Below are 26,811 nucleotides of genomic sequence, written 5' to 3' on the forward strand. Positions count from 1 at the left end.
GCCCTCTTTATAGTAAAGGGGAAAGATTATGTTGATGGAGAAGGAAAGACTGCTTTTAATAGAGTACGGAAAGAAATTGGTAAAAGCAGGTCTTACCAAAGGTACAGGCGGTAACTTAAGTATATTTGACAGAAAGAACGGACACGTGGCAATCACTCCTTCAGGAATAGATTTCTTTGAGATACAGCCTGAGGATATAGTTATTATAGATGTGGACGGCAATGTAATAGAAGGAAACAGAGTGCCTTCATCAGAGTGGGCAATGCATGTAATGCCTTATAAGTATAGAGATGATATTGATGCGGTTATTCATGCACATACAATGTATGCAACAGTTATGGCATGCTTAAGAGAGGATTTGCCTGCAACTCACTATATGATCGCTGTAGCCGGTGAGAATGTAAGAGTGGCTAAATATGCCACATACGGAAGCCCGGAATTAGCTAAGAACGCTTTTGAAGCTATGAAAGACAGAAAAGCCGTTATTTTGGCAAACCATGGAATACTTGCAGGTGCAAATGATCTGCTTAACGCATTCAATATAATAGAAGAAGTTGAGTACTGTGCCGAAGTTTATACAAAGGCAAAGGCAATCGGAGAGCCGGTGGTACTGCCTCATGAAGAGATGACTTTGATGGCTGAAAAGTTTAAAACATATGGTCAGAGGGTAAGCATAAAAGATAAATAGGAGGGAGATTTTATGTCAGCATTACTTACAATGAAAAATATAAAGAAATCTTTCTCAGGTGTTGCAGCACTGAAAAATGCCGAACTTGAACTTAATAAGAGTGAAGTCGTAGCGCTGATGGGTGAAAACGGTGCGGGAAAATCCACTCTTATGAAGATCCTAACCGGAATATATTCAAAAGATGAGGGTATTATAACCTTTGAAGGAAAAGAAGTTGAATATAAGTCGGTATCCGAATCGGAGGAGGCAGGTATTGCTATTGTTCATCAGGAACTTAATATGATGAACGATTTGACGGTAGCACAAAACCTCTTTATAGGTAAGGAAAGAAAAAAGGGCTTCTTTATAGATGATGCAAAGATGGCACAAGATGCCAAGGAGCTTTTTAGAAAGCTTAATGTAGATATAAATCCGAATGTAAAGATAGGAAATCTGACTGTAGGAAAGCAGCAGATGGTCGAGATTGCAAAGGCTATTTCAACCAATGCAAAGGTTATCGTGTTTGATGAGCCTACGGCAGCCCTTACAGACTCTGAGATTGAAGAACTTTTCAAGGTTATAAACGATCTTAAGGCTAAGGGTACGGGAATAATTTATATCTCACACAGAATGGACGAAATCAATGTTATCTCGGACAAGGTTATTGTTATGAGAGACGGAGAGTATGTCGGAACACTTGTTACAAAGGAATGCACGAAGGATGATATCATAAAGATGATGGTAGGAAGAACAGTCTTTATGGAGCCGAAAAGCAAGTCCGAGGTGGCAGAGGATGCGGAGGTGGTTTTAAAGTGTGAGAATCTCAACAGGGGAAAGTATGTAAAAAATGTCTCATTTGATCTGAAAAAAGGTGAAATACTCGGATTTTCAGGACTTATGGGTGCAGGAAGAACAGAAGTTGCCAGACTGATATTTGGAGCCGATCCTATGGATTCGGGAAAGATATTTATCCATGGTAAAGAAGTAAGTATCAAATCTACAAAGGATGCGGTAAACGCAGGTATAGGTTATTTGTCCGAGGACAGAAAGAGATTCGGTCTTCTTGTAGATAAATCTGTAGAAGAGAATACAACAATCGCTTCACTTGAAAAGTTCGCAAACGGTCTTTTCATAGACGGAGGCAAGGAAAAGACCGTCAGTGAAAAGTATGTTCAGGAACTTAAAACAAAGACACCTAATGTAAAGCAGATTATAAAGAAGCTTTCAGGCGGTAATCAGCAAAAGGTGGTTATAGCCAAGTGGCTGGTGAAGGATTCGGAGATACTTATATTTGATGAGCCTACAAGAGGTATAGATGTAGGCGCAAAGAGTGAAATATATGATTTGATGGAAAGATTGGTCAAGGAAGGTAAGTCCATTATAATGATTTCTTCAGAGTTGTCTGAGGTGCTCAGAATGAGCGACAGAGTCATTGTAATGTGTGAAGGCAGAATAACAGGATGCCTTGATATATCAGAGGCCAGTCAGGAGGGAATCATGACATGTGCAACAAATAGACAGGGGGCAAAATAATGAACCTAAAAAAGATTTTTTCAAATCAGCAGGCGGTTGTTATCGCTGCACTGGTATTGATATGTATAGTTTTTTCATTACTGACAAACAAGTTCTTACAACCTACAACATTTACAAACATTTCAAAGTCGGCATACTATGTAGCGTTTATGGCAATCGGAGTTACATTCGTTATCGCTACAGGAGGTATTGATCTTTCAATAGGTACGGTTGCCATATGCTCGGCACTTATAGGCGGAACCTTTATGGAAAAGGGCGTACCTATGTTTGTAGTTATACTTATAATGCTTTTAGTAGGCGGAATCTTCGGACTTATAAACGGTATCTTGGTATCACACTTTGAGTTGCCGGCATTTATCGCCACACTGGGAACCATGATGGTATCAAGAGGTCTCGGATCGATAGTATCACAGACAAAGACAATCTCATTCCCACAGGGAACCAGCGCAGGTGCATGGTTCAGAGAGATATTTATGGTAACAAAAGACGGCGGAGTGTTACCTAAGAATTTCCCTACAGGTTTTATACTTTTAGCAGTATGTGCCGTTGTAATGGCAATAGTACTTAACAAGACAAGACTTGGAAGATATATACTTTCAATAGGTTCAAACAAGGAAGCTACAAGACTTTCAGGTATAGATGTAAAGAAATATGAGACTTTGGCATATGTGTTCTCAGGATTGTTCGCAGCACTTGCAGGACTTGCATATGTAGCGGTATTCTCAACAGCACAGCCTAACACAGGTAACGGATTTGAGCTTGATGCTATCGCAGGAGTAGTTATCGGCGGTACATCACTTTCAGGCGGTGTAGGTTCAATAGTCGGAACAATTATCGGTGTATTTATTATGACGGTACTTAAAATCGGTTTTCCGTATATCGGAGTACAGTCACACTATCAGCTCTTCATCACAGGAATCATATTGGTATTCGCTGTGTATATGGATATCTTAAATAGAAAAAGAAAGGGTTAATAAGGAGGAAATTATGAAGAAGAGAATTTTGGCAGTTGCAGTAGCAGGTTTGATGGCAATGTCACTTGCGGCATGTGGAGGTAGTTCAGGAAGCGGTTCAAGTGAGGCTGATAAGACAACAGCAGCGGCAGACAGCTCACAGGCAGACGCATCAAAGACAGACGGTGCAGGCGGAAAGAAGATCAATGTGATCGCAAAAGGATTCCAGCATCAGTTCTGGAAGGCGGTAGAAAAGGGAGCAATGCAGGCAGGTAGTGAATTAGGTGCAGAGGTAACTTTCCAGGGTCCTGATAACGAGTCGGCTATTGCACAGCAGATTGAGTATCTGGATGCCGCAATTGCACAAAAGCCGGCAGCTATATGTTTTGCTGCACTTGATACACAGGCAAGTCTCGGTTCAATCCAGACAGCAATGGATGCAGGTATTCCTATCATCGGTTTTGACTCAGGTGTTCCTGATGCACCGGAAGGAGCTATCAAGGCAAATGCATCTACAAACAACTTGGAAGCAGGAAAATTGGCAGCTGATGAGACATATAAGCTTATCAAGGACAAGATTGACGGCGCTTCAGGTACGGTAAGAATCGGTGTTGTTGCACAGGAATCAAACTCACAGTCAATCGTTGAGAGAACAAAGGGATTTGTGGAGGAGATGAAGAAGAACATCGGAGAAGATAAGGTTTCTGTAGAGGGACATGACAGCTTAAAGGCTGAAAAGTCAGGTGCTCCTGTAGTTATCGATGTAGGTATCCCGGCAGAGGTAAAGGATGCAGATGCAGCGGCAGTAGCATCTGCAATCTTAGAGAAGTCTGACCTTATCGCAATCTATGGTTCAAACGAGTTTGCAGCAAACGCAATCATCACAGCTAATGAAGGTCTTGATAAGATCGGTGACGGCAAAGTTACAGCAGTAGGATTCGATGCAGGTAAGAAGCAGCTTCAGGCAATCAAAGACGGTTTATTTGCAGGTAGTGTAACACAGGATCCTGTTCAAATCGGATATAAGGCTGTAGAGCTTGCAGTTAAGGCTGCAAACGGCGAGAGCGTATCAGACGTTGATACAGGTGCTTTATGGTATACAAAGGATAACATGGAAGATCCTAAGATTGCTCCTTGTCTTTATGAATAGAGGCAATTATGCTTAAAGGTATACCTAAGATAATTTCACCAAAACTTTTGAAATACCTTTGTGAAATGGGCCACTCTGACAGATTGGTAATAGCAGACGGCAATTTCCCCACACATAGTGTGGGGAAAAATGCCCATATCATAAGGATGGACGGTCACGGTGTATGTGAGATACTTGATGCCATACTTAAGCTTTTCCCGCTTGATACCTATGATGAGCATCCGGTAAGAATAATGGAAAAGGTGCCGGGAGACACTGTCGAGACACCTATTTGGGACGAGTTTGAAAAGATAGTATCACAGTATGATACAAGAAAAGATATCATAGGCGGAATCGAGAGATTTCAGTTCTATGAGGAAGCAAGAAAGGCATATTTAATAATTGCCACATCTGAAGAAGCACTTTACGGCAACATAATGTTACAAAAGGGCGTTGTATAACAAATTAGGGGGATTCATTATGGCTAACAAAATTGTATTAAATGAGACATCTTATCATGGAAAGGGTGCAATCTTAAATGTTACTGCAGAGGCAAAGCTTCGCGGATTTAAGAAAGCATTTATCTGTTCGGATCCTGATCTTGTTAAGTTTAATGTGACAAAGAAAGTTACTGATTTACTTGATAAAGAGGGGCTTGAGTATGAATTGTATTCCAATATTAAGGCAAATCCTACTATTGAGAATGTTCAAACCGGAGTTGAGGCTTTCAAAAAATCCGGAGCCGACTATATAATAGCTATTGGTGGAGGTTCATCTATGGATACCTCAAAGGCTATCGGTATAATTATTGCAAATCCTGAGTTTGAGGATGTAAGAAGTCTTGAGGGACTTTCACCTACAAAGCACCCGAGCGTTCCGATATTTGCAATACCTACAACAGCAGGTACCGCGGCAGAGGTTACTATAAATTATGTTATCACAGATGTTGAGAAGAAAAGAAAGTTTGTCTGTGTAGATGCACATGATATTCCTGTAGTGGCATTCGTAGATCCTGATATGATGTCAAGTATGCCTAAAGGACTTACAGCATCAACAGGTATGGATGCACTTACACATGCTATCGAGGGATACACCACAAAGGGTGCAAATGTTATAACAGATATGTTCAACCTTAAGGCTATTGAGCTTATTGCAAAGTCACTTCGCGGTGCGGTAGAAAATACCACCGAGGGAAGAGAGGGCATGGCTGTAGGACAGTACCTTACAGGAATGGGATTTTCTAACTGCGGACTTGGAATAGTTCATTCAATGGCACACGGACTTGGAGCATTGTATGATACACCTCACGGTGTGGCAAACGCTATCATTCTTCCTACAGTTATGGAATACAATGCCGATGCGGTAGGCGAGAAGTTAAGAGATGTGGCTAAGGCTATGGGCGTTGAGGGCACAGAGAACATGAGCGAAGCCGAGTACAAAAAAGCGGCTGTTGATGCGGTAAAGAAGCTTTCTGAAGATGTAGGCATTCCGAAGGATTTGAAAGAGATCGTAAAACCTGAGGATGTAGACTTCTTGTCACAGTCAGCCATGGATGATGCCTGCAGACCGGGCAATCCAAGAGATCCGAAGTTTGAGGAGATCAAGGAATTATTCTTAAGCTTGATGTAAAATTGATACCTTCTATATTATTTTAATAAAAGGGTGTATACTTACCTTAGGGTGAGTATATGCCCTTTGTGCTTTACTTACTAAATTTTTATTTACAAATTCGGTCAAATAAAGTGTAAGCATAGCACCGGTCAAAAATTTTTCCTGGCTTTGTGAAAAATAATGTAGTACTGAAAATTTAAATAAATGGAGAAAACTAAATGGAAGTTATAGAAACTCCGTGGAATCGACTAGGTAAATTTATAGAGCTGGGATTTGGAATTCCATTTTTTATATTAGGGTTATTTTGGTTTTTTCAAGATAGAAGTGTTGCATTTTTGTACAATGGTGTTCTATGGATTGTGGTTGGTTTAATATTGCTATTAAAGGCAAAAATTGATAAATATAAATTTAAAATATTGGAAAAAGAAGGCTTGTGTTATGAATGTTTTGTTACCGGAGTCATTCTGATAAATATGATTAGAATCGGCAATTATCTTACAGCCCGAATTAAATATACGTACAACAGTGAACAGTCTGAAATCAACGATATAAGCGGTTGTTACTTGCTTTCTCCATGGGATAGAGTAGAGAACTTGAGTGCAAGAATTTATATAAAAAAGAATAATAATAGACAAAGGATACTTATTTTATTTAGAAACAAAGATATTTTTAAAGTATGAAGTATTATTTTTAAAAAAAATAATGTAATATTATTGTGTCAGGAGATTACCGCCATATTTATTTAATTAAATATAGTGAGTTAGTCGTGCTTGCACTGAAAGATGTCATAAGAAAAAAATATATATACTTAAATATAAAATGGAGATTATATGGAAAAGTTTAATAAAAGATGTCCATATTGTGGAAAGATTATGGAAAGGGGAGAAATTCCCAGAGGTGGAGGGGATTCACCTCATGATATCAATTGGATTCCTGAACACGAAAAAGGTAAATGGTATGAGGAGTTATTATATTTCTTTTCTCAGGAAGATGAAGATAAAGTAATAGAATTGACGAGTAAGTATTATCCAACAATTTGGGATGAGAAGAGGTGTATAGCCTACCTTTGCAGGGAGTGCAAAATAATAATAATTGATATTTAACAGTAAGAAGGATTTATATAAGACAACTGACTACCGGTATAATATATCATATATTTATCAGATTATTATGAAAGGGGGATTATGGTAAGTTATTATAAGAAATGCCCTTATTGTGGCAGAGCAATGGAAAAGGGGAGTATACCTCCGGGAAGATATTCGCTTAAGTGGAAGAGTGATTATGAAAACAGAAGCAGTTTAAACTATATGTTCAATTTTGATAAAAGGGATGTAAAACTGTCTTCTGTTTGGGGTGAAATATGTTGTACCGCCTATCTTTGCAGAGTTTGCAGGAAGATAATAATTGATGTATGACTTTAATATAGCTGTTTTAATACAGCTATTTTTTATATTTATTGACAATGAAAATATATGGTGATAATATATATATCAGGTGACATGGTGTCACTTGACAAGTTTATTTTAAGGCAACCGAGGTTGCCTATATTTTTAAAAACAAAGTGACAGGGTGTCATTAAATAAGGAGGAGATTGTGCCAAGTGCGAGATTTGATAATTTAGCGGAAGAGAAAAAAGAAAAGATAATAGAGGCCGCAATAGAGGAATTTGTGGAAAAGGGATATGAAAGAGCTTCTATAAACAGCATTATAAAAATGGCAAATATATCCAGGGGCAGCTTTTATACATATTTTGAAGATAAGGATGATGTTTTAAGTTATATAATAAATTCTTTTACAGCTAAATCCACAGAGTTTATTATAAGTACTTTAAAAGAATCAGATGGAGATATCATAAAAATGATGATAAGGTTATATGATGTGCATATTAAGTTTAAAAAAGAGCATCCAGAATCAATTTTATCTTTATTTAATGCAATGGCTGAAAGAGTATTTTCTTTAAAAAGAGCATATTCAGACAAGGAGATCATAGGTCATGACTTCTTTAAAAGTAAAGCCGGAGAAAGGTTGTGTGAGTTATTATGGGAAAACAGCAATGAACATTTTAAAAAATATAACAGGCGAAAATTCACATCATTGACAAAACTTATATTTACAGTTGCATTTAGATCAGTAATTAGAGCGGAAATATGCGATGAAATAACAGCAAGAGAGCAGATGGTGGAATGGTTCGGCTTTATAAGAAACGGTATTTGATGAAAGGATAATATATGAAAGTAGGTAGAATTGTGGCCATTGTACTTGGTATTGCAGTAGTAGGGTATGTAGGTTATCGATTTGCAACTCCGAAAAAAGAGGTGGTAACAGATACAAGACCGAGTGTAAGAACTCTGAATCCTTCAAATAGGGATATAGCAGTGTATACGGAACAGATAGGGACAATAGAACCTGCAAGGAGCACCTCCGTATTTCCGAAGATGGCTGGAGAAGTATTAAGTGTGAATTTCAATGCGGGAGATACGGTGAAATCAGGAGATGTGCTTGCAACCATCAATTCCGATGCACTTACATCTCTAAAGATTCAGGTGGATGCGGCAAAGGTAAGTATGGATGATACCGCCACCGCTCTTTCAAGGACTCAGGCACTTGCAGATACGGGTGCGGTGGCTGAGCAGGCACTTGAACAGGCAAACTCGGCAGCTACAAGTGCAAGATTAAAATATGAGGCGGCAAAGTCACAGTATGATCTTCAGGCGTCATATACAAGTATAAAGGCACCGGTTTCAGGTATAATAGAAACTAAAAGTGTAGAAGTCCATGATATGGTTGCAGGCAGTGCTCCTATTGCGGTGATATCGTCAAATGACGGAAAAGAAGTAAAATTCGCAGCGACAAGTGAGGTACAAAGAGTTTTAAAACCTGGAGATGAAATAAAAGTAAGCTATGACAAAACGGATTATCAGGGGAATATAACTGAGATTTCAAATGTCGTGTCGACAGCAACAGGATTATATGAGGCAAAGGCAAGCCTGGATGATGCCGCCGCATTGCAGACCGGAACAAAGGTTAAACTTACGCTGCTTAAGGATAGAGAGACCGATGCACTTACAATACCTATATCCGCAGTGCTTTATTCGGGGAATGATGCATTTGTATATGTATATGAAGATGGGAAGGCGATAAAAAAAGACATTACTGCAGGTATATATGACAGTGAGTATATTGTGGTAAAAGAGGGATTAAGTTCTTCGGACAATGTGATATCCACATGGAGTAATGAGATGTATGACGGTGCCGAGGTGGTAATTTCAGATGACAGTTCAATGGATATGCAAACAAGCCAAAGCGACAGTGCTAAAGAATCCGAGACTACAGGCACTGAGACTGAAAGTGCCGAGACCGGCGATTCTGCCGGCAATAATTAGGAGGTCATATGATAGGATTAACGAAATTTTCTCTAAAAAGACCTGTTACTCTTATTTTAGCACTTGTAACGGTTTTGTTTTTCGGTCTGCGTTCAGTAATGTCGTCACCTGTAGAATTGACGCCCGATATGGATTTTCCTATGATGGTTGTGACCACGGTATATGCGGGAGCTTCGCCGGCGGATGTGGATGAACTTATATCAAAGAAAATAGAAGCACAAGTGTCGACTCTTAGCGGTATAAAAGTTGTCAAAATGAATTCCAGAGAAAATGTATCGGTTATTTTATTGAGATATGAATTCGGCACAAATATGGACAAAGCATATATAAATTTAAAGAAAGCTTTAGACTCGGTAAAAGGGAGTTTGCCTGAGGATGCGGATGAGCCGAACATATTGGAAATAAATATGAACTCACAGGCGGATATGGAACTCAGTATTGCAGGAGGAACAAATGAAAATCTGTATGACTATGTCAATTCAAATATTGTGCCGGAGCTTGAGAAAATATCCTCGGTAGGTGAAGTTTCAGTATCGGGAGGTCAGGCAAGCTACATAAGAATAGAACTGATTCCTGAAAAACTCTCACAATACAATCTGACTATGTCATCTGTAGGTGATATTGTAAAGAATGCGGATTTTACTACTCCTACAGGGAGTACGGATTATGGAAGACAATCTCTTAGTGTGAGTATAGGTGCAGATTACAAGGATATTGAAAAGCTGAAAAATATAGTAATACCGTTAAAATCAGGGGATGTAATACATTTGTCGGATGTGGCAAATGTATATAATACTTTGGAGAAAAAAAATTCACTCAGCAGGTACAATGGAAAAGATGTTGTATCGGTATCACTTACAAAAAGACAGTCATCTACAGCAGTGGAAATGTCCAATGAAGTGAAGAAAGTTATAGATGAATTGCAGTCCGGCAATAAAACCTTGACCATCACTACAATAACCGACAGTGCAAAAAATATAAAGGATTCCATCAGTGATGTTTTTCAAACATTGATAATGGCGGTAGTACTGTCAATGATAGTATTGTTCATTTTCTTTGGAGATATAAAGGCATCTCTTATAGTAGGAAGTTCAATCCCTATATCCGTAATGGTTGCACTCACACTGATGCGAGCGGCGGGATTTTCACTGAACCTTATATCTCTCGGTTCTTTGGTACTTGGTATAGGTATGATAGTGGATGCTTCAATAGTTGTATTGGAGAGCTGCTTTAGAGCAAAGGAAGATAAGAGTTTCTTTGATACTGCAATTGAGGGTACAAATATAGTGATTAACTCAATTGTGGGCTCGGTAGTCACAACATGCGTCGTATTCATACCTTTGGCACTTTTAAAGGGTTTGTCTGGACAGCTGTTTTCACAGCTTGGTTATACTATAGTATTTTGTATGGTATCCTCACTGTTCTCGGCAATAATGATAGTACCGCTGCTGTATTTTTTCTTCCATCCGAAAGAAAAGACGGACTCTATTGCAAGTAAGGCACTTATGCATCTTCAAAACAGTTACAGAAACATGGTTAAACGAATTTTACCGAGGAAATTCAGTGTAATAGGAATATCTGTGGTTTTGCTGGTGATATCATTTATATTGGCAGTCAATGTGGGGATTGTGATGATGCCAGATTCGGACGAAGGACAGATAGCCATAAGTGCAAGCACGGCACCGGGACTTGATATAGATGATGTTGACAGGATTTCAAAGCAGATAGAAGACTTTGTATCGGCGGATAAGGATGTGGAAAGTTATCAAATGACATATGGTTCTTCAAATACCTTTAGAGGAAGCTCAGGGATATCAATAACGGCATATCTGAAGAAGAAAAGAAGCAGAAGTACAAAAAAGGTCATTGAAGAGTGGCAGTCAAAACTTACTAAAATGCCGGACACTTCCATATCAATAAAAAATCAATCAAATACTTCAAGCAGTATTTCAAACAGCGGTGTAGAAATAGATCTTGAAAGTACGGATTATGAAACTGTAAAAAAAGCCGCCGACGATATAGTGATGAAGATGCATTCGCTTGATTATCTGTTAAACATACATTCAAGTGCGGAGAATGCCGCTCCCATAGTAAAGGTCAAGGTGGATCCGGTACAGGCTGAAGCCATAGGTATGACACCGAGAAGTATTGCAGGTATTGTTTATCAGACTTTGACGGATACCGAGCTTATGAAATATTCATCGGGAGATTCAACCATTACCGTAAAGATGAATTATCCGGACAATCAATATGATACGATTGACAAGATAGACAGTATAATGATACCGAGTGTGACGGGAACACAAACTCCGCTGTCAGATATTGCCGAGGTTGTCTTTGAGGACAGTGCGGTTACTATGACCAGAGAAGACAAAAAGTATCAGGTTGCCATAACGGCGGATAAGGTGGAAGGATATAAAGGAGATGCGTCCAAAGAAGCGGATGCGTTTGTAGACGGAATCGGTCTTCCAAAAGGTGTTAAAAGGGCTGTTAATTCCTACAATGAAATGATGAATGATGAGATGAGTGCTTTGTTGAATGCAGTGCTTACAGCCATATTCTTAGTGTTCATAGTGATGGCAATGCAGTTTGAATCACCGAGATTTTCACTGATGGTAATGTTTACCATTCCGTTTTCTTTGATAGGTGCATTTGGACTTCTTTGGGCATTCAATGTGCCTATAAGTATGGTATCAATGCTCGGCTTCCTTATGATGGTAGGTACTGTTGTAAACAACGGTATTTTGTATGTGGATACCGTAAACCAGTATAAAACACATATGCCTCTTGATGTTGCCTTGATAGAAGCAGGTGCCACAAGAATAAGACCTATACTTTTGACTACGCTCACTACGGTTATCTCTATGATTCCTATGGCACTTGGCTATGGTAATGATATGTTACAAGGATTGGCATTAGTTAATGTGGGAGGACTTATAGCATCAACATTATTATCATTGCTTTTACTGCCTACATTGTATAAAATGATTGATAAGGCAGGAAGAAGAGCAACAGGAGAAAGTTTAACGGAAGGATTGGATATAGACTGATGAATAAAAATAGAAAAATAAAAACTATGTTGGTACTTGCACTTGCAGGAAGTATAACAGCATCAATACCGGTATTTGCAAGAGAACCGAGATTTTCAAGAAGCGATGAAGAGTGGGCTACACTTGAAGACAATAATCTTGAGTATGGCGAGATAGAAGATCTGATAGCGGAATACAATGCCACAGTTCGTTCAAATGAAGTGGCTTTGGCAAAGTTTAAAAGAGACTATGGCAGAACAAATACAGAAATATCAGATAAGTACAGAGAAAATGCACAAGAGATTTTAGATAATCTGGATGACCCGGATCCAAGTGATCCGACATATGTTGCAATGCTCTCAAGTGTGGCAACTGCAAGAGCGACAGCACAAAATCTCCTCTCAAGTGCAGATTCGACATTGGAAGATGCGGACATTATAAGACTTGGGTATGAACAGGCGGAAAAGACTTTAGCACAGACTGCCACTACAAATATGATTTCTTATAAATCAGGTCAAATAGCAATAGAGGTGGCAAAGGGCAATCTTGAACTTGCAAATATTGCATTAAATACGGCAAATGCAAAGTTAAATGCCGGAACAGGTACAAATATAGATGTACTTAATGCAAGGGAAAAAGTACTTAACGCACAGAATGCTGTGAACAAGGCGATATCCGATAACAATACAATACTTAAGAAGCTGCAGGTAATGACAGGATGGAGCTATAATGCCACACCGAATGTAGGAGATATACCGGCGCCTGATATGAACAGAGTATTTGATCCGAGTGCGGATTTACAAAAAGCATTGGAAAATAACTATACACTGAGAATAAATGAAAAGAAATTGGAAAATGCAAGCGCAGACTCGGACAAGAAAAGTTTGAAGCTGGCTATAGAAGATAATAAGAAAAATATAGCAACAGCTCTTACAGTGGCGGCACAAAATATTGCATCTGCAAAGGAAAGCTATAACTATGCAAACACCTTTGCAAATTTTCAAGAGACTAATCTGGCTACTGCAAATCAGAGATTTTCACTTGGAATGATAAGTAAGTTTGAACTTGATACACAAAGGGTAACAACGGATAATGCAAAAAGAGCATTGGAGCAGAGCAGATATGCTATAAATCAGGCAATAGCAAACTATGATTGGGCACTAAAAGGACTTGCATCAACATCATAAGGAGGCTTATAAATGAAAAACAAAATAATAGTTTTGTCACTTTGTATGGCACTTGCTACACCTGTGACATCACTTGCATATGTGAAAAGTCCGGGGAATCCTTCAGAGGTGGGAAAGACACAGGCGGAGTTAAACGGCTACAGTGAAGAGACTTGGGCAAAACTTATGGACAATACTTTGGAATATAGTGAGATAGAGGACTTGGTGAAAAATTTCAACGTAAATATTTCCTCTGCATGGAGTAAGTTTAATGACAATGTAAACAGCTTAAATATTGCACTTGACACTTTAAGGTCTGCAAAAAGAGAAATGAGCAGTGAGGCGACTGCCGCAATGAATGACGGTGATATTGTAAATACAATGTTATATAAGGCACAGGGCAAGGGTCTTGGAATGAGTATACAGGCAATGGGTACCGCCAAGGATAAGCTGTCAAGGCAGATAACAGCTGCCAACGCTCCTATAAGGAATGCACAAGACCAAGTTGTGGCAGGTGTTGAAGCACTTATGATTGGCTATAAGAATATAGAAAATCAGGAGAAGATACTTGACAGTATGATAAATATGTATGAGGAGGCGCTAAGAGTTACAAATCAGACCGGAAGTTTGGGATTGTCAACCAATGCGGATATTATAAAGGCTCAAAGCGACCTGACAAATGCAAGGGCAAATCTTTTGAATCTGAAGACGAATAAGGATAAGCTTTATCGTACCCTTATAACTATGTGCGGTTGGTCTCCTGATGCTGTCGTCACCGTTGCGGATATACCTGATGTAAGTGATGACGATATAAATAAGCTAAATCCAAGTGTGGATATAAATACAGCCATCGGAAACAATGCAACACTTATAAAGAACAGACATAATACATCTTCAAAGTCAAGTTCATTTGTGGATGCCAAGCTGTATCAGTCAAGTCAGGATGAGGATATACTGAGAGCAAATATAAACGAGCTTTACAATAATATAATCACAGATAAGGGCAATCTTGCAGCGGCAAATGCCGGATTGGAGGCATCTAAGGTTACACAGAATGCACTTGATACACAAAAAAGCCTGGGTATGATCTCAACGGCACAGTATCTTGGAGGCAGGCTTTCAGTTTTACAAAAGCAGGCAGAGTTTGAGAGTGCAAGACTTCAACTTAATACCGACTATAACGCATATATGCAGGCATTAGCCGGAAATATTGCTATAGAGTAATGCTTAAAATGTATCAAAAACATAATAAATATTAAGATAAAATAAATTGTAAAAATATTTGTATTTGATATAATTGACTAAATCAGATTTGATTGCGGTTAATAGTTCAATGAAGGATTACATATATTGAGGAGGTGTCAAAATGGGATTTTTTGATCAATTAGGTGATGTTGCAAAGAATATCGGTAAGTCTGCAGGTGATTTTGCAAAGCAGGTAGGTGATAAGACAAACGACGCTTTGGAGATCAGCAAGCTCAATACAAAGATTTCAGCAGAGAATGCGGAGATTGAGAAAGAAAAGAAGAAATTAAGCAATGCACTTTTTGAAAGATTTGCAAGAGGTGAGGAAGTTCCTGAAGAGGTTAAGGAATTTTGTGATAATATAAAGTCACATCTGTTAAATATAGACGGCTTTAAAGAAGAGATAGAAAAAGTAAAAGATGCCGCAGCAGAAAGAGCAACTAACCTTAAAGAAGAAGTTAATGACAAGGTTGATGACTTAAAGGATGCTGCAAGTGATGTTAAGGATCATGCAGAGGACTTTGCAGAAGATGTAAAGGATGCAGCCTATAATGTTGTAGATGAAGTAAAAGATCATGTTGAAGATGCAAAAGATGCGGTTCATGATGCTGTAGATAATATCAAGGAAGATAACAACTAAAATATTGATATTTTTATGAAAATTCTTTAAAATAAAAGGAGTAAAACTGAAGAGGTTTTGCTCCTTTTTAGCATAAGATACAATGAGTGTCTTATAGAGAAACTTTATAATTAAGAGGATTTATTTGCTCGGAATAAACATTTTGGAGGTTTTTTGTGAAAAAAAGATTATTGGCGATAATGGCATGTGCCGTATTGGCACTTTCAGCCTGTGGAAAAGCAAATGTAAAAGAGAGCAGCAGTGCAAGTGGCAGCGATCAGACAACGGTAGTTCAAAGTTCTGAAAACGAGGAGAGCCTCGGTACTATAAAACTTGGAGGACTTAAGGGACCTACAAGTATGGGAATGGTCAAGCTCTTAGACGATGCGAAGAAAGGCAGCCTTTCATACAGCGTATCCTTTGATATGGAAGATGCACCTGATGTTATGGCGCCTAAGCTTTTAAACGGTGAGGTGGACATTGCCGCATTACCTGTAAATATGGGTTCGGTACTTTTCAATAAATCTGACGGTAAGGTGGTAATGCTTAATGCAAGCACACTCGGTATACTCTATATCCTTGAAAAGGGCGATCAGAATATAAAGAGTATAGAGGACCTTAAGGGTAAAACAATAACGGCACATGGTCAAGGTGCGACACCTGAATATTCACTTAGCTATATACTGTCTGCACACGGTATGGATATAAATAAGGATGTAACTATGGATTGGAAATCATCTGCGGACGAGGTATTGGCGGCAGTTGAGAATACAGACAATGCCGTAGTGATGCTTCCGCAGCCTTTTGTTACTGTGGCACAGACAAAGATGCCTGAGCTTAAGACGGTAATAGACCTTACAAAGGAGTGGGATGCTATAGGAACAGGCGGAAAGCTTATCACATCGGGAATATTTGTAAGAAGTGACTTATTGGAGTCAAACAAGGCACTTGTAGACGAATTTTTATCAAACTACACAGATTCTGTGAAATGGATAAATGAGAATGTGGAAGAAGCGTCCAAGCTTGTAGAAGAAAACGGTATTATCAAAGCATCTGTTGCAGCCAAGGCAATACCTTATTGCAACTTGGTTTCTATCACAGGTGATGAGATGAAAAAAGATGCCGAAGAATATTTAAAGACACTCTTTGATGCGGACCCGAAGTCTGTAGGCGGCGCATTGCCGGGAGAAGAGTTCTACTACACCGGAAAATAATATGAATAAAAATAAGTTACACAAGATTACAGCAGTGCTTTTTGCACTGCTGTTTTGGCAAATAGCGGCAATGATTCTTAACAGGTCATTTTTATTGTCCTCACCTATAGAGGTATTGAAGTCACTGCTTGAACTTGGACTTAGCGGTGTTTTTTGGACGGGGATGTGGAAAAGTGTATGCAAAATACTTTTGGGATTTTTATCAGGTGCCGGAGCAGGTATATTTCTTGCAGGGCTTTCATACAGATTTAAACTGTTTGAAGTCTACATTTCACCCTATGTTATGGTGATTAGATCCATACCTGTGGCGTCATTTGTAATCATCATGCTTATATGGCTTGGCGGCGGTGGACTCTCTTTATTTGTATGCTTTTTTATGGTGATGCCTATATTTTATGCCAATACATTGGAAGGATTAAAGTCTGTAGATTTGAAAATGCTTCAGATGGCAAAAGTATTTGAGATGAGTAATAATGCCAAACTTATATATATTTATCTGCCTGCACTTGAATCGTTTCTTTTGTCGGCAAGTGTGGCATCCATAGGTATTGCATTCAAGTCGGGTATTGCGGCGGAGGTAATAGGCAGACCCAAAGATACTCTCGGATTTTTTCTGTTTGATGCGAAGATGTATTTGGATACTTCAAAGGTATTTGCGATAACATTGACAGTCATCATATGCAGCGCGATATTTGAAAGACTGGCAGTGCTTATGATAAAGAGGTTTTTCTATATGATAAAGAGGGTTTATTGATGAGACTGAAAAATATATGTAAGAACTTTAAAGATGTGGAGGTCTTAAAGGACTTTAGTCTAAATGTGGATGAAGGTGAGCATATCGCAATTATGGGAAAGTCGGGGAAGGGAAAGACCACTGTATTGAATATTATAATGGGTTTTGAACTTCCGGACAGCGGTGAGATGGAAATTCCAAATGAGATTTCTGCAGTTTTTCAGGAGAACAGACTCAGCGAAGATTTCAGTGCGATTTCAAATGTATGCCTTATGAGTGCCGATAAAGAACGCTCAAATGAAATATTAAAAAAACTTGGAATAGACGGTACAAAAACGGTAAATACCATGAGTGGAGGCCAAAAAAGAAGAGTTGCACTTGCCAGGTGTCTTGTAAGAGATGCAGGGCTTTATATATTTGATGAGGCGATAAAGGGGCTTGATGAAAAGACAAAAGCTGTGGCTATGACTGTTATAAAAGAGTATACTGATGGAAAAAGTGCAATCTTTGTTACACATGATATAAATGAAGCAAAAGATTTTGCTGACAGAATAGTGGAGATTTAAGTATCTATGAAAATAAAGTTGGAAAAGTTATCGGAGCTTCATATAGAAGGTATAACTCTTTTTGAGGTTTCATATAAGTATGCACCTATATATGCAAAGAATTATTTTGCAAGAGCAAAGGATGAATTTGTTATTTACTGTATTGACAGTGAGAAAAATAAGGGCGTTTTGTGGTTAAAGAATAATGAATATAGGTTTATTCCAATAAATACTGAGGATAGAAATGCTAAACTGCTGCTTAATACGGATAACGGTATAATTTTAATCAGTAAAGATAAGGTTCTAAAAATTGAAGAGAACAGCGGATTATTTACTCACATAAATATAGAGAAATCTTGTATGGCTGAAAATATAACGGAGATTTCAACTTTGGGAGAGAACGGTATTTATCCTGTTATTTGTCGTGTAAGTATGGAGGTGATGGCTGCAAACAGCTTTACATTTTTTAAATATTATAAAGATGAAAATACTATAAAATTTGAAGACATATTACAGCCTGTATTTACGACAGAAAATACAATGAAAAAATTTTTTAATTCATTGTTTGAGGCGGACGGGCTTTATCATAAGATGGATTTTAAATATAACTATCCGCAAATCGGAAGTATGATGATAAAGGATGATGCTATATATGCGTTTTTAGAAGCTGATATTGTAAACCCGGCAGGACTTAGCACTTACAAGTATTATTGGTATGTGGAAATAACAAAAGACGGAGTTTATAAAAAGAAAATATGGGGAGCGGAAAGACTGGATAAACTGCAAGGGAAGCGCGGAGTGAGAGGAAAATTCAGTGCAGATAAGAAATATCTGATTTTATCCCCTATTTTTAAAACAGACGAATGGAAGGGTAAACAAAAATTACTGAGACTCTCAGATTCGGAGCTTTTGGATATCACATTGCCAAGAGGATACTCTAAATTCAGAGTACTGGATATTTTTGACGAACATGCATTTATCAGCGATGAGGTAGATAAGGTAGCACTTTGTAAAATGACGGAAGGGTAATATTTTGAATAATATAAAGAAAAAATATATTGTATATATTGTAGTTGCAACGATCATAGTATACACAACAGTCAGGTACTTCGGGACTGTAGAGAGTTATATATTAAGGGTGACAAATACATTAATGCCTTTTGTGGCAGGCGCAATGATGGCATATATTATAAATATTCTTATGGATTCATATGAAGATTTACTGTTGAAAAAATTTCATAATAAAAAAATCATAAGAATTGTATCAATAGTATTGTCAATATTTACATTTGTGTTGGTGATAGTACTGCTTCTTGGTCTTATTATTCCGCAGCTTGTAAAGATAATGTTTTCAATAATGTATACAAATCCAAGTGATATAAAAAAGATAATCGAAAGTATTAGTAAAAATAATATAGTGGACAAGATTGCCGATATAATGAATGTTGATATCAACAATATAGATATTTCAGGCTATGTCACAAAGCTTATACACAGTGTAATGTCAAGTGTAGGAAATATCCTTATGGGAGTGATAAGCGGAATATCGGGATTTTTCAATACTATAATATCTGTCTTTATGGCGGTGGTGTTTGCAATATATATACTTGTGGACAAGGAAAGAATTGCGTTGCAGGGTGATAAACTTTTAAGAGCCTTTTTACCGTCAAAGAGAGATTCGGTAATTGATGTATTGAGGATTTTTAATACAAGTTTCAGAAATTATTTTATCAGTCAGGTAAAAGAGGCGATAATACTTGGTGTACTACTCTATATTGTGATGATTATAGCAAGACTTCCATATGCTTCATCTATTTCGATATTGGTAGGGGTGACGGCACTGATACCTGTGATAGGAGCTTATGCCGGACTCTTTATCGGAGCACTTATGATAATTACAAAGTCCTTTTCAAGTATGATTATATTTATCATAGTACATACACTGGTACAGCAGTTTGAAAACAATATCATATACCCGAGAGTGGTGGGAAGCTCTGTAGGACTTCCGGGCATGTGGGTAATAGTTGCGGTAGCACTTGGAGGCAGTCTTTTCGGAATATTCGGAGTATTTGTTGCGGTTCCTGTGGCTGCAAGCCTTTACTTTATTTTAAAAAGAGAAACTCTTAAGAGGCTTTAATTAAGAGTATGTATTTTATGTTAAATCGGTGTTACATTTGCTTGATAAATCGGCTGTAAACCTTTATAATCTTACTTAGGGAGAGCGAGATATTATGTAATATATATCCTGAAAGCAGAGGGTTTTTATGCCAAATACAAAAAAAGACCATGAGTCTGATGAGAAAAATCCTTTTATAAAGCAGACTATTATAGAAGAGAAAAAAGATCAGCGTAAGAGGATTGTCTCGGCAGCTTGCCTTGCTGTTGTTTTTGGAATGGTTGCAGGCCCGACTACGGCGTTGACATCACATATTATAAACAAAAACATACTAAGCAAAAAGACAAAAACCACTATAGAGATTCCAAAGGAGGAGACAAGCCTTGAGGGAAGTGAGGAGGCGGAGTCTTCGGAGCCTGTAGAAGATATAGTGGCATCGGCTATAGAAAGTATAGACTTGAGTGAAAAGAACTTGGAACAGATGTATGCCGGTCTAAGCAAGGTTGCGGAAAATAAAGATAATACAATAGTGAAGATAAGTGCAATCACCACAAATACAGATTGGTTTGACAACACATTGCAAAATGAAAGCAGTTGCTCAGGAATTGCAGTAGCAAAGTCCGGTGATAATCTTATTGTATTGACTACAAATATGTCCATAGAGGGCGGTATTAGAGTAGGATTTTTTGACGGCAGCGTGAAAGAAGCAAGTGTACTTGGAACTGACAGCCTGACCAATCTTATGATACTTTCCGTGGATATCTCTTCTATGGGAGAGAAGGTCAAGAGTATAGAACCTATTGTACTAGGAAATTCATATCAGCTGAAGAAAGGTGCATTTATATTGGCTATAGGCAGTCCGGTGGGAGTGTCAAGAAGTCTTGATATCGGCAATGTGACCGCTATTGAAAAAAATGCAAGCTTTTTTGACGGATATGGCAGGGTAATATACTGTGACAAGCATTTAGACAACAGAGGTACGTTTTTGATAGATACATCAGGTGAGTTGGTAGGTGTGATTTCAAATTTGGACGGCGACAGCCCTATATCAATGGCATATGGTATATCGGATTTGAAGATGCTTATTGAAAATATGACAAACGGTGTGGGCTCCGCATATCTGGGAGTCCGTGCACTTGATATAGACAAGGATAAGGCACCCGAGGGGATGCCGAACGGAGTCTATGTAACAGAAGTAAGGGCAGATTCTCCGGCCTACAACATAGGTATACAATCAGGTGATATAATATCCATGATTGGTGACGAGGAAGTGAACTCTATTATAGGGTTTAAAAATATAATGGAAAAGCTGAAGCCAAACCAAGTGGTAAATATCAAAGTGAGCCGTTCCGGTAAAGATGGTTTTACAGAACTGAATTTTGAGACAACAATTGGTGCCAGGAGCTAGAAGGGTAGAAGATGAAATTTATTGAAAGCTTAAAAGAAGGAATGCATGTTTCAGAGGTTTATCTGTGCAAGACAAAGACAATTGCAATGTCAAAGACCGGCAAAGAGTATGCCAGTCTTAGCCTGCATGATAAGACAGGAAGCATTGACGCAAAGATATGGGATTTATATTCTCCGGGTATCTCTGATGTGGACGCTATGACATTTGTTGTAGTGGACGGTGACGTTACATCTTTTAACAATGTATTGCAACTTAAGGTGGCAAGAATAAGAGAAGCGGATGAGAAGGAGTATACACCGTCTGACTATGTACCGGTATCTAAAAAAGATATCGACAAGATGTTTGGTGAACTGAAAGATAAGATAAAGTCGGTAAAAAATCCGTTCCTAAATAAGCTTTTGACAGCAATCTTTATAGATGATTTTGAATTTCAGACTACCTTTAAGGCATCGTCTGCAGCAAAGACCGTACATCACGGATTCCTTGGCGGATTACTGGAGCACACTCTTGGAGTGGCGAAACTTTGTGAATATTTTTGCAATAACTATGAATCATTGAATCGTGATTTGCTTATAACATCGGCACTCTGTCATGATATAGGAAAGACCAGAGAACTGTCGGCATTCCCGGCAAACGATTATACTGACGAAGGTCAGCTTGTGGGACATATCGTAATAGGTGTTGAGATATTAAAAGCACATATCGACAAGATTCCGGGATTTCCGAAGAAGCTTTCAAATGAGCTGATACATTGTATACTGGCTCATCACGGAGAGCTTGAATACGGCTCACCTAAAAAGCCTGCGCTTATAGAAGCTTTGGCACTAAACTTAGCAGATAATGCGGATGCAAAGATGGAGACATTTATTGAGCTGTTGGCACAGGGACAGGACGGAGCTACAGGATGGCTTGGCTATAATAAATTGCTTGAAAGTAATTACAGAAAGACAAGTGTGTAATATAGGTGTATTCTACATTTTAATATATTTGTTCAATAGTCTGAACAGATACAAGGATTAATTGTAGAAGACATTATAACGGAGATATATGAAAACTGACAAAAATTACAAAAAAGGTGAAATGATAACAGTCGATATAACAGACTTTGGAGAAAATGGCGAAGGCATCGGAAAAACCGATGCCTTCACATGGTTTATAAAAGATACTGTTATCGGAGATAAAGTTACAGCAAAGGTGATGAAAACAAAGAAAAGCTACGGATATGCAAGACTTGACAGCATTATTAAGGAGAGCCCCGACAGAATAGAGGACATATGTCCGGTGGCAAGAAGTTGCGGCGGATGTACATTACAAAGCCTTGATTATAGGGCGGAACTTAGACTAAAGCAAAACAAAGTGGAAAATCACCTGAAAAGAATAGGCGGATTTGACCTGTCAAATGTAGAGATAGAAGAAATCATCGGTATGGAAGATCCGATAAGGTACAGAAACAAATCCCAATTCCCGTTCGGAAGAAAGAACGGCAAAAACATCACAGGATATTTTGCAGGCAGAACCCACAGCATTGTAGAATTTGACGACTGTATAATCGGTATCAAAGAAAATAAGACCGTACTGAAGACTGTGCTTGATTTTATGGAGAAGTATAGTGTGGATGCCTACAATGAGGAAGATACAAGCGGCATAATAAGACATATGCTTATCAGAAAGGGCTTTGCCACAGGCGAGCTGATGGTGTGCATAGTTATAAATGGAAATAATTTGCCATATAGTGATAAGCTTGTAGAGAGTTTATGTAGCGCACTTGGAAGTGATTTAAAATCCGTCTCCATCAATATAAACAAAAAGAATACCAATGTCATCTTGGGAGAAAAAACAGTTACTCTTTATGGAAACGACTATATAGAGGATTATATAGGAGATGTAAAGTTTAGAATATCGCCACAGTCATTCTATCAGGTAAATCCCGTGCAGACAAAGAAGCTATACTCTAAGGCCTTAGAGTATGCCGCACTGACCGGTGAAGAAACAGTCTGGGATATGTACTGCGGCATAGGAACGATTTCACTCTTCCTCGCAAAGTCCGCAAAGTTTGTCTACGGCGTGGAAATAGTAGACGCCGCCATACAAAATGCAAGAGAGAATGCAAAGCTTAACAATATAGAAAATGTGAAGTTCTTCGTAGGTAAGGCCGAAGAAGTCATCACAGGCGAATACGAAAACGGTAATATAAGAGATATAGATGTAATAGTGGTAGACCCGCCAAGAAAGGGACTTGATAAGCTCGCAATAGACACAATGCTAAAGCTCCTGCCAAAGAGAATAGTATATGTAAGCTGCGATTCCTCCACACTTGCAAGGGATTTAAAACTGCTGTGCGAGAAGGAATATGAGCTAAAGAAACTTACGGTGGTGGATCAGTTTGCACGGAGTTATCATACGGAGAGTGTAGTGGTGATGGAGAGGGAATTATAAATAGGAGTTTATGAATTTTATGAAGTACAGTGGCAGAGATAGGTTTAAAATACTTGTTGCAGATTTTGTTATTAACAGATTAGGAGAAATTTATAATAATAATTTTTTTTATTATAAGATTTTTGGACGCTTTAAAAGCAATAAAGAATTCTTTCTATTTTTAGAAGAAAGAGGTAAACATTATCTTGATAGATTAATTAAAACTCCAAATTTTACAAATCATGAGATTTGCCATGAAATGTTTAATAATGCATTTCGAGGCAAATCCAGAATGTTTATTCGAATGCAAGATTTAAGCAAATATAGTCCATTTAAAGAAAATGATGGAGATAGCTTAAATAATAGTGAAGAAGTAGTTACTTTATATTGCTCATTATTGACTCTTGAGATGCTTTCTTATGATGGCTTGATGTTTAGCGCGATGAGGGACACAGAAGATGAAGACTATAAAAATGCTGCTATCAAACATTATCGGCCTTATTTGTTCGGTTTTGTTGCAGAAATCAATCGAAATAAATACGAAGAAATAAAAAAGTTGCAAAAAAAATTAATTAAAGATGAGAAGATTGGACTAAATACCAAAGGAAGTGAAAATCCGTATATTTGGATGGAATGTAAATTGAATACTTATATTCCGGATAATATTAATATTAGTGGGTATATTCTTCAAAGTGCAAGTAATATAGAAAAAATAAGGGCAGATGTAACTATAATTGAGAACTATGATACTCCTTGGTCTCATGACGAGCTAATAAAAGATATTTTGGATACATATGATATCAGTAGTTCATGCTATATAGATGATGATAAATTTATTCAAATGATTGAAAATGACATTGGAAATAAAATGATCAAATTTATTGATGTATATAAAACAGGTAATAGTAACTGTATTTTTGTAAATAATGTTAATGGAGGTTTTTTCTATGATATAGGTTTTAATTGTAAACACAAAAGTGACGAATTGCTATCAGGAAAAAGTTATAATTATATTTCAACAATGAAAGAAATAATAAAAAACACACCATCCTTTTTTATACTATCTCACTGGCACACAGACCATTTTGTAGGTATTTATTCAGCTAAAAAAGACTATTTTGACAAAGATTGGTTTGCTCCCGACTGTTATGATGCACGTGTTGGGGTAAAAAGATTAGCTAAATACCTTGATTTAAAAAATAGATTATTTCTTGTAAGCAGATCAAAGGGCAGATTAATAGGAAATCAAATTGATATTATAGATGATAAAAATAACAGATTAGCGACATATAAATTATATATGGGAGAAAAGGATAGTTGTGATACAGCTATTAATTGAGAAGGAATTGTTATTGAGTATACTAAGTATACAAATTTAGGAGAAAAAGTTGTTTTGATGATGGGTGATGTAAATTATGCATCTTTTAATAAGGCTCGAAAAAATAATAATGATCCCAAAATTGCAGATAGTCAAATCGAATATTTAATAGTTCCACATCATGGATCGAAGCATACGAATTATGGGGAACTTGTAAATCAGAGTAGTAATAGTGTAAAAAAAGGGGATTTAGCAATAATATGCTGTGCAAATAATTCAAACAATAGACCAAATGCCGCGCATAGAAAAACACTTGAAAATCGTTTTGAAGTTATAACAACAGAGGAGGTTCCCAAAGGGGATGTTAGTAAAAGAATAACTTTATGATTGAGTTTATTCTTTGAATGGGAAATAGTAGAATGCAAGGAGGATTTGAGTAATGAAAAAAGATACCAAATTGGATAAGGCTAGGAAACCTTTTTATAAAAAGTGATGGCTTTTGGTTATTATAGCATTTATCTTTATAGGAGTTTTAGGTGGAAAAAATTCAAAGAAAGAAAATAATGATACTGTTGAAAAAATAGAAGAAATAACGGATACATCAGACGGAAACAGCAAGAAAGAATTGGATGTCTTTATAAACGTAAAAGGGCATAAAGAAGGTAATAGCATTATATTTGATATAGATACAAATCTTCATGATAAAATAGTGCTGATGCTTATACTTAGTAAAGAGGATTATAATACGGAAGAATCTTTTACAGGACAAGCAAAAGTAACTGTTAAAGATGTAAAGACCGGCAGTGAGGGATTCTCTGATAAAGGAGAAGCTTTAAGTGGAGAATATGACCTAAGTATATCAATGAGTTTACCAAGAATTCAGGAAGATTCAGTTCGTGAAGTAATTGGAGAAAATGGAGAGTATATGGCAGGACCTCTTGTACAAAAGTCTGATATAAGTGGTGATAGTTATTTAAAAGCAATGTTTGAAGTGAAAGTCGATAGTGATGTAGTAGTTAATCCAAGCGAAGATTATCTACATACAATATTTAGAAATGAAAAAACTATAGTGGATACTGTACTGATATTTTTGACAAAATCAGAGAATTATCAGGAGATAACTAGATTTTATCATCTTTAAAGAATGATATAAATACGCCAGTATATTTTTAAACCTGAATTATTCACGACACAATAATTTAAATTAAAAACTATGCTATAAATCTTTAAACTTAACCCATGACGCTATAACTGACTTAATACACCTAAAAATGGGCGAACTCCCACTAGGTAGGGTTTACAAGTAGTTATCAAGCTGTCAAGGTTCATTATTAGTTGTTATTCAAGCTGTATACATAGCTTGCTGATATTGGATAGGGTCTCATAGAACTCATCCTTATATGGGCAACTGCTACACAGCTTGAATGTTATATACCTTGCTGAACGAATTACTTTTGCAGCAATCTTAAGCGGTTTTAGACGAACAGTATCAATACGTTGTTTTCTCATATTTGCAGATAATGCCAATCGCCTAAACCGATTAAATATGTTATAAGCAAGTGCATGTAGTTGAAGTCTGTTCGCATTTACAATTCTTGTATGACTGCTGACAGAAGTAAAGTCAAAACCTGTTTTACTTTACTTTACTAAGTTTTCCATCAAGCCTCTTTTGCAATAGAACTTGATAAGATATTCAGGGGATGACTCCATGTTTGTAACAATGAATG

The 26,811-nt window shown here is 37.5% G+C and carries 26 protein-coding genes and 1 pseudogene; 26 read left to right on the forward strand and 1 reads right to left on the reverse strand.

Annotated elements, in window-relative coordinates; translation table 11 throughout:
• Nucleotides 1-28: 28 nt before the first annotated feature.
• From ACO6FI_RS07520 to ACO6FI_RS07645, 26 genes are all read left to right on the forward strand, one after another.
• Nucleotides 29-688, forward strand: a complete 660-nt coding sequence (locus tag ACO6FI_RS07520; RefSeq protein ID WP_485456805.1) for an L-fuculose-phosphate aldolase — start codon at nt 29-31, stop codon at nt 686-688.
• Between the two features lie 12 nt (nt 689-700).
• Entirely contained in the window at nt 701-2,200 is a 1,500-nt protein-coding gene (locus ACO6FI_RS07525) for a sugar ABC transporter ATP-binding protein (protein ID WP_485456806.1), read from the forward strand.
• Nucleotides 2,200-3,174, forward strand: a complete 975-nt coding sequence (locus ACO6FI_RS07530; protein WP_485456807.1) for an ABC transporter permease — start codon at nt 2,200-2,202, stop codon at nt 3,172-3,174. The genes ACO6FI_RS07525 and ACO6FI_RS07530 overlap by 1 nt, the downstream gene beginning before the upstream one ends.
• Before the next feature lie 13 nt (nt 3,175-3,187).
• On the forward strand, nt 3,188-4,303 hold the full coding sequence (locus ACO6FI_RS07535; protein ID WP_485456808.1) for a substrate-binding domain-containing protein: 1,116 nt from the start codon (nt 3,188-3,190) through the stop codon (nt 4,301-4,303).
• Nucleotides 4,304-4,311: 8 nt separating this feature from the next.
• Nucleotides 4,312-4,743, forward strand: a complete 432-nt coding sequence (locus ACO6FI_RS07540) for an RbsD/FucU family protein (protein WP_485456809.1) — start codon at nt 4,312-4,314, stop codon at nt 4,741-4,743.
• 19 nt (nt 4,744-4,762) lie between these two features.
• Nucleotides 4,763-5,911: a lactaldehyde reductase gene (gene fucO / locus ACO6FI_RS07545; protein WP_448947534.1), complete on the forward strand. Its 1,149-nt coding sequence runs from the start codon at nt 4,763-4,765 to the stop codon at nt 5,909-5,911.
• Between the two features lie 200 nt (nt 5,912-6,111).
• Complete coding sequence (locus tag ACO6FI_RS07550) at nt 6,112-6,573, forward strand: hypothetical protein (RefSeq protein ID WP_485456810.1); 462 nt, start codon at nt 6,112-6,114, stop codon at nt 6,571-6,573.
• Nucleotides 6,574-6,723: 150 nt separating this feature from the next.
• Nucleotides 6,724-6,996: a PF20097 family protein gene (locus ACO6FI_RS07555; protein WP_485456811.1), complete on the forward strand. Its 273-nt coding sequence runs from the start codon at nt 6,724-6,726 to the stop codon at nt 6,994-6,996.
• Between the two features lie 81 nt (nt 6,997-7,077).
• Nucleotides 7,078-7,308, forward strand: a complete 231-nt coding sequence (locus ACO6FI_RS07560) for a PF20097 family protein (protein WP_008754378.1) — start codon at nt 7,078-7,080, stop codon at nt 7,306-7,308.
• A 178-nt stretch (nt 7,309-7,486) separates the two neighbouring features.
• Complete coding sequence (locus ACO6FI_RS07565) at nt 7,487-8,107, forward strand: TetR/AcrR family transcriptional regulator (RefSeq protein WP_485456812.1); 621 nt, start codon at nt 7,487-7,489, stop codon at nt 8,105-8,107.
• Between the two features lie 14 nt (nt 8,108-8,121).
• Nucleotides 8,122-9,276, forward strand: a complete 1,155-nt coding sequence (locus ACO6FI_RS07570; protein ID WP_485456813.1) for an efflux RND transporter periplasmic adaptor subunit — start codon at nt 8,122-8,124, stop codon at nt 9,274-9,276.
• An 8-nt stretch (nt 9,277-9,284) separates the two neighbouring features.
• The gene (locus ACO6FI_RS07575; RefSeq protein WP_485456814.1) at nt 9,285-12,326 is read left to right on the forward strand and encodes an efflux RND transporter permease subunit; all 3,042 of its coding nucleotides are present in this window, start codon (nt 9,285-9,287) and stop codon (nt 12,324-12,326) included.
• Nucleotides 12,326-13,492 carry a TolC family protein gene (locus ACO6FI_RS07580; protein WP_485456815.1) on the forward strand — a complete coding sequence of 389 codons (1,167 nt, stop codon included), beginning with the start codon at nt 12,326-12,328 and terminating at the stop codon, nt 13,490-13,492. Before ACO6FI_RS07575 ends, ACO6FI_RS07580 begins: the two co-directional genes overlap by 1 nt.
• A gap of 12 nt (nt 13,493-13,504) precedes the next feature.
• The gene (locus tag ACO6FI_RS07585) at nt 13,505-14,695 is read left to right on the forward strand and encodes a TolC family protein (protein ID WP_485456816.1); all 1,191 of its coding nucleotides are present in this window, start codon (nt 13,505-13,507) and stop codon (nt 14,693-14,695) included.
• A gap of 142 nt (nt 14,696-14,837) precedes the next feature.
• Nucleotides 14,838-15,356, forward strand: coding sequence for a hypothetical protein (locus tag ACO6FI_RS07590; RefSeq protein WP_485456817.1), 519 nt, complete (start codon nt 14,838-14,840; stop codon nt 15,354-15,356).
• A gap of 179 nt (nt 15,357-15,535) precedes the next feature.
• On the forward strand, nt 15,536-16,549 hold the full coding sequence (locus tag ACO6FI_RS07595) for an ABC transporter substrate-binding protein (protein ID WP_485456829.1): 1,014 nt from the start codon (nt 15,536-15,538) through the stop codon (nt 16,547-16,549).
• 1 nt (nt 16,550) lies between these two features.
• Nucleotides 16,551-17,303 carry an ABC transporter permease gene (locus tag ACO6FI_RS07600; RefSeq protein WP_485456818.1) on the forward strand — a complete coding sequence of 251 codons (753 nt, stop codon included), beginning with the start codon at nt 16,551-16,553 and terminating at the stop codon, nt 17,301-17,303.
• Nucleotides 17,303-17,848, forward strand: a complete 546-nt coding sequence (locus tag ACO6FI_RS07605) for an ATP-binding cassette domain-containing protein (RefSeq protein WP_485456819.1) — start codon at nt 17,303-17,305, stop codon at nt 17,846-17,848. The genes ACO6FI_RS07600 and ACO6FI_RS07605 overlap by 1 nt, the downstream gene beginning before the upstream one ends.
• Before the next feature lie 6 nt (nt 17,849-17,854).
• Nucleotides 17,855-18,856, forward strand: a complete 1,002-nt coding sequence (locus ACO6FI_RS07610; protein WP_485456820.1) for a hypothetical protein — start codon at nt 17,855-17,857, stop codon at nt 18,854-18,856.
• 4 nt (nt 18,857-18,860) lie between these two features.
• Nucleotides 18,861-19,964 (forward strand): AI-2E family transporter, encoded by a 1,104-nt coding sequence (locus ACO6FI_RS07615; protein WP_485456821.1) that lies wholly within the window; start codon nt 18,861-18,863, stop codon nt 19,962-19,964.
• 127 nt (nt 19,965-20,091) lie between these two features.
• Nucleotides 20,092-21,351 (forward strand): S1C family serine protease, encoded by a 1,260-nt coding sequence (locus ACO6FI_RS07620; RefSeq protein ID WP_485456822.1) that lies wholly within the window; start codon nt 20,092-20,094, stop codon nt 21,349-21,351.
• Nucleotides 21,352-21,362: 11 nt separating this feature from the next.
• Nucleotides 21,363-22,310 carry a 3'-5' exoribonuclease YhaM family protein gene (locus tag ACO6FI_RS07625; protein WP_485456823.1) on the forward strand — a complete coding sequence of 316 codons (948 nt, stop codon included), beginning with the start codon at nt 21,363-21,365 and terminating at the stop codon, nt 22,308-22,310.
• A gap of 88 nt (nt 22,311-22,398) precedes the next feature.
• Nucleotides 22,399-23,787, forward strand: coding sequence for a 23S rRNA (uracil(1939)-C(5))-methyltransferase RlmD (gene rlmD / locus ACO6FI_RS07630; RefSeq protein WP_485456824.1), 1,389 nt, complete (start codon nt 22,399-22,401; stop codon nt 23,785-23,787).
• Nucleotides 23,788-23,806: 19 nt separating this feature from the next.
• A complete protein-coding gene (locus ACO6FI_RS07635) occupies nt 23,807-25,105 on the forward strand; it encodes a hypothetical protein (protein ID WP_485456825.1) in 1,299 nt (432 codons plus the stop codon).
• A gap of 54 nt (nt 25,106-25,159) precedes the next feature.
• Nucleotides 25,160-25,471, forward strand: a complete 312-nt coding sequence (locus ACO6FI_RS07640; protein WP_485456826.1) for a hypothetical protein — start codon at nt 25,160-25,162, stop codon at nt 25,469-25,471.
• 112 nt (nt 25,472-25,583) lie between these two features.
• Nucleotides 25,584-26,225 (forward strand): hypothetical protein, encoded by a 642-nt coding sequence (locus ACO6FI_RS07645; RefSeq protein ID WP_485456827.1) that lies wholly within the window; start codon nt 25,584-25,586, stop codon nt 26,223-26,225.
• A gap of 197 nt (nt 26,226-26,422) precedes the next feature.
• Here ACO6FI_RS07645 and ACO6FI_RS07650 read toward each other — a convergent pair.
• Nucleotides 26,423-26,811: pseudogene (locus ACO6FI_RS07650) on the reverse strand (transposase); the annotation flags it as partial.

The sequence above is a fragment of the Lachnoanaerobaculum sp. genome (assembly GCF_057250505.1).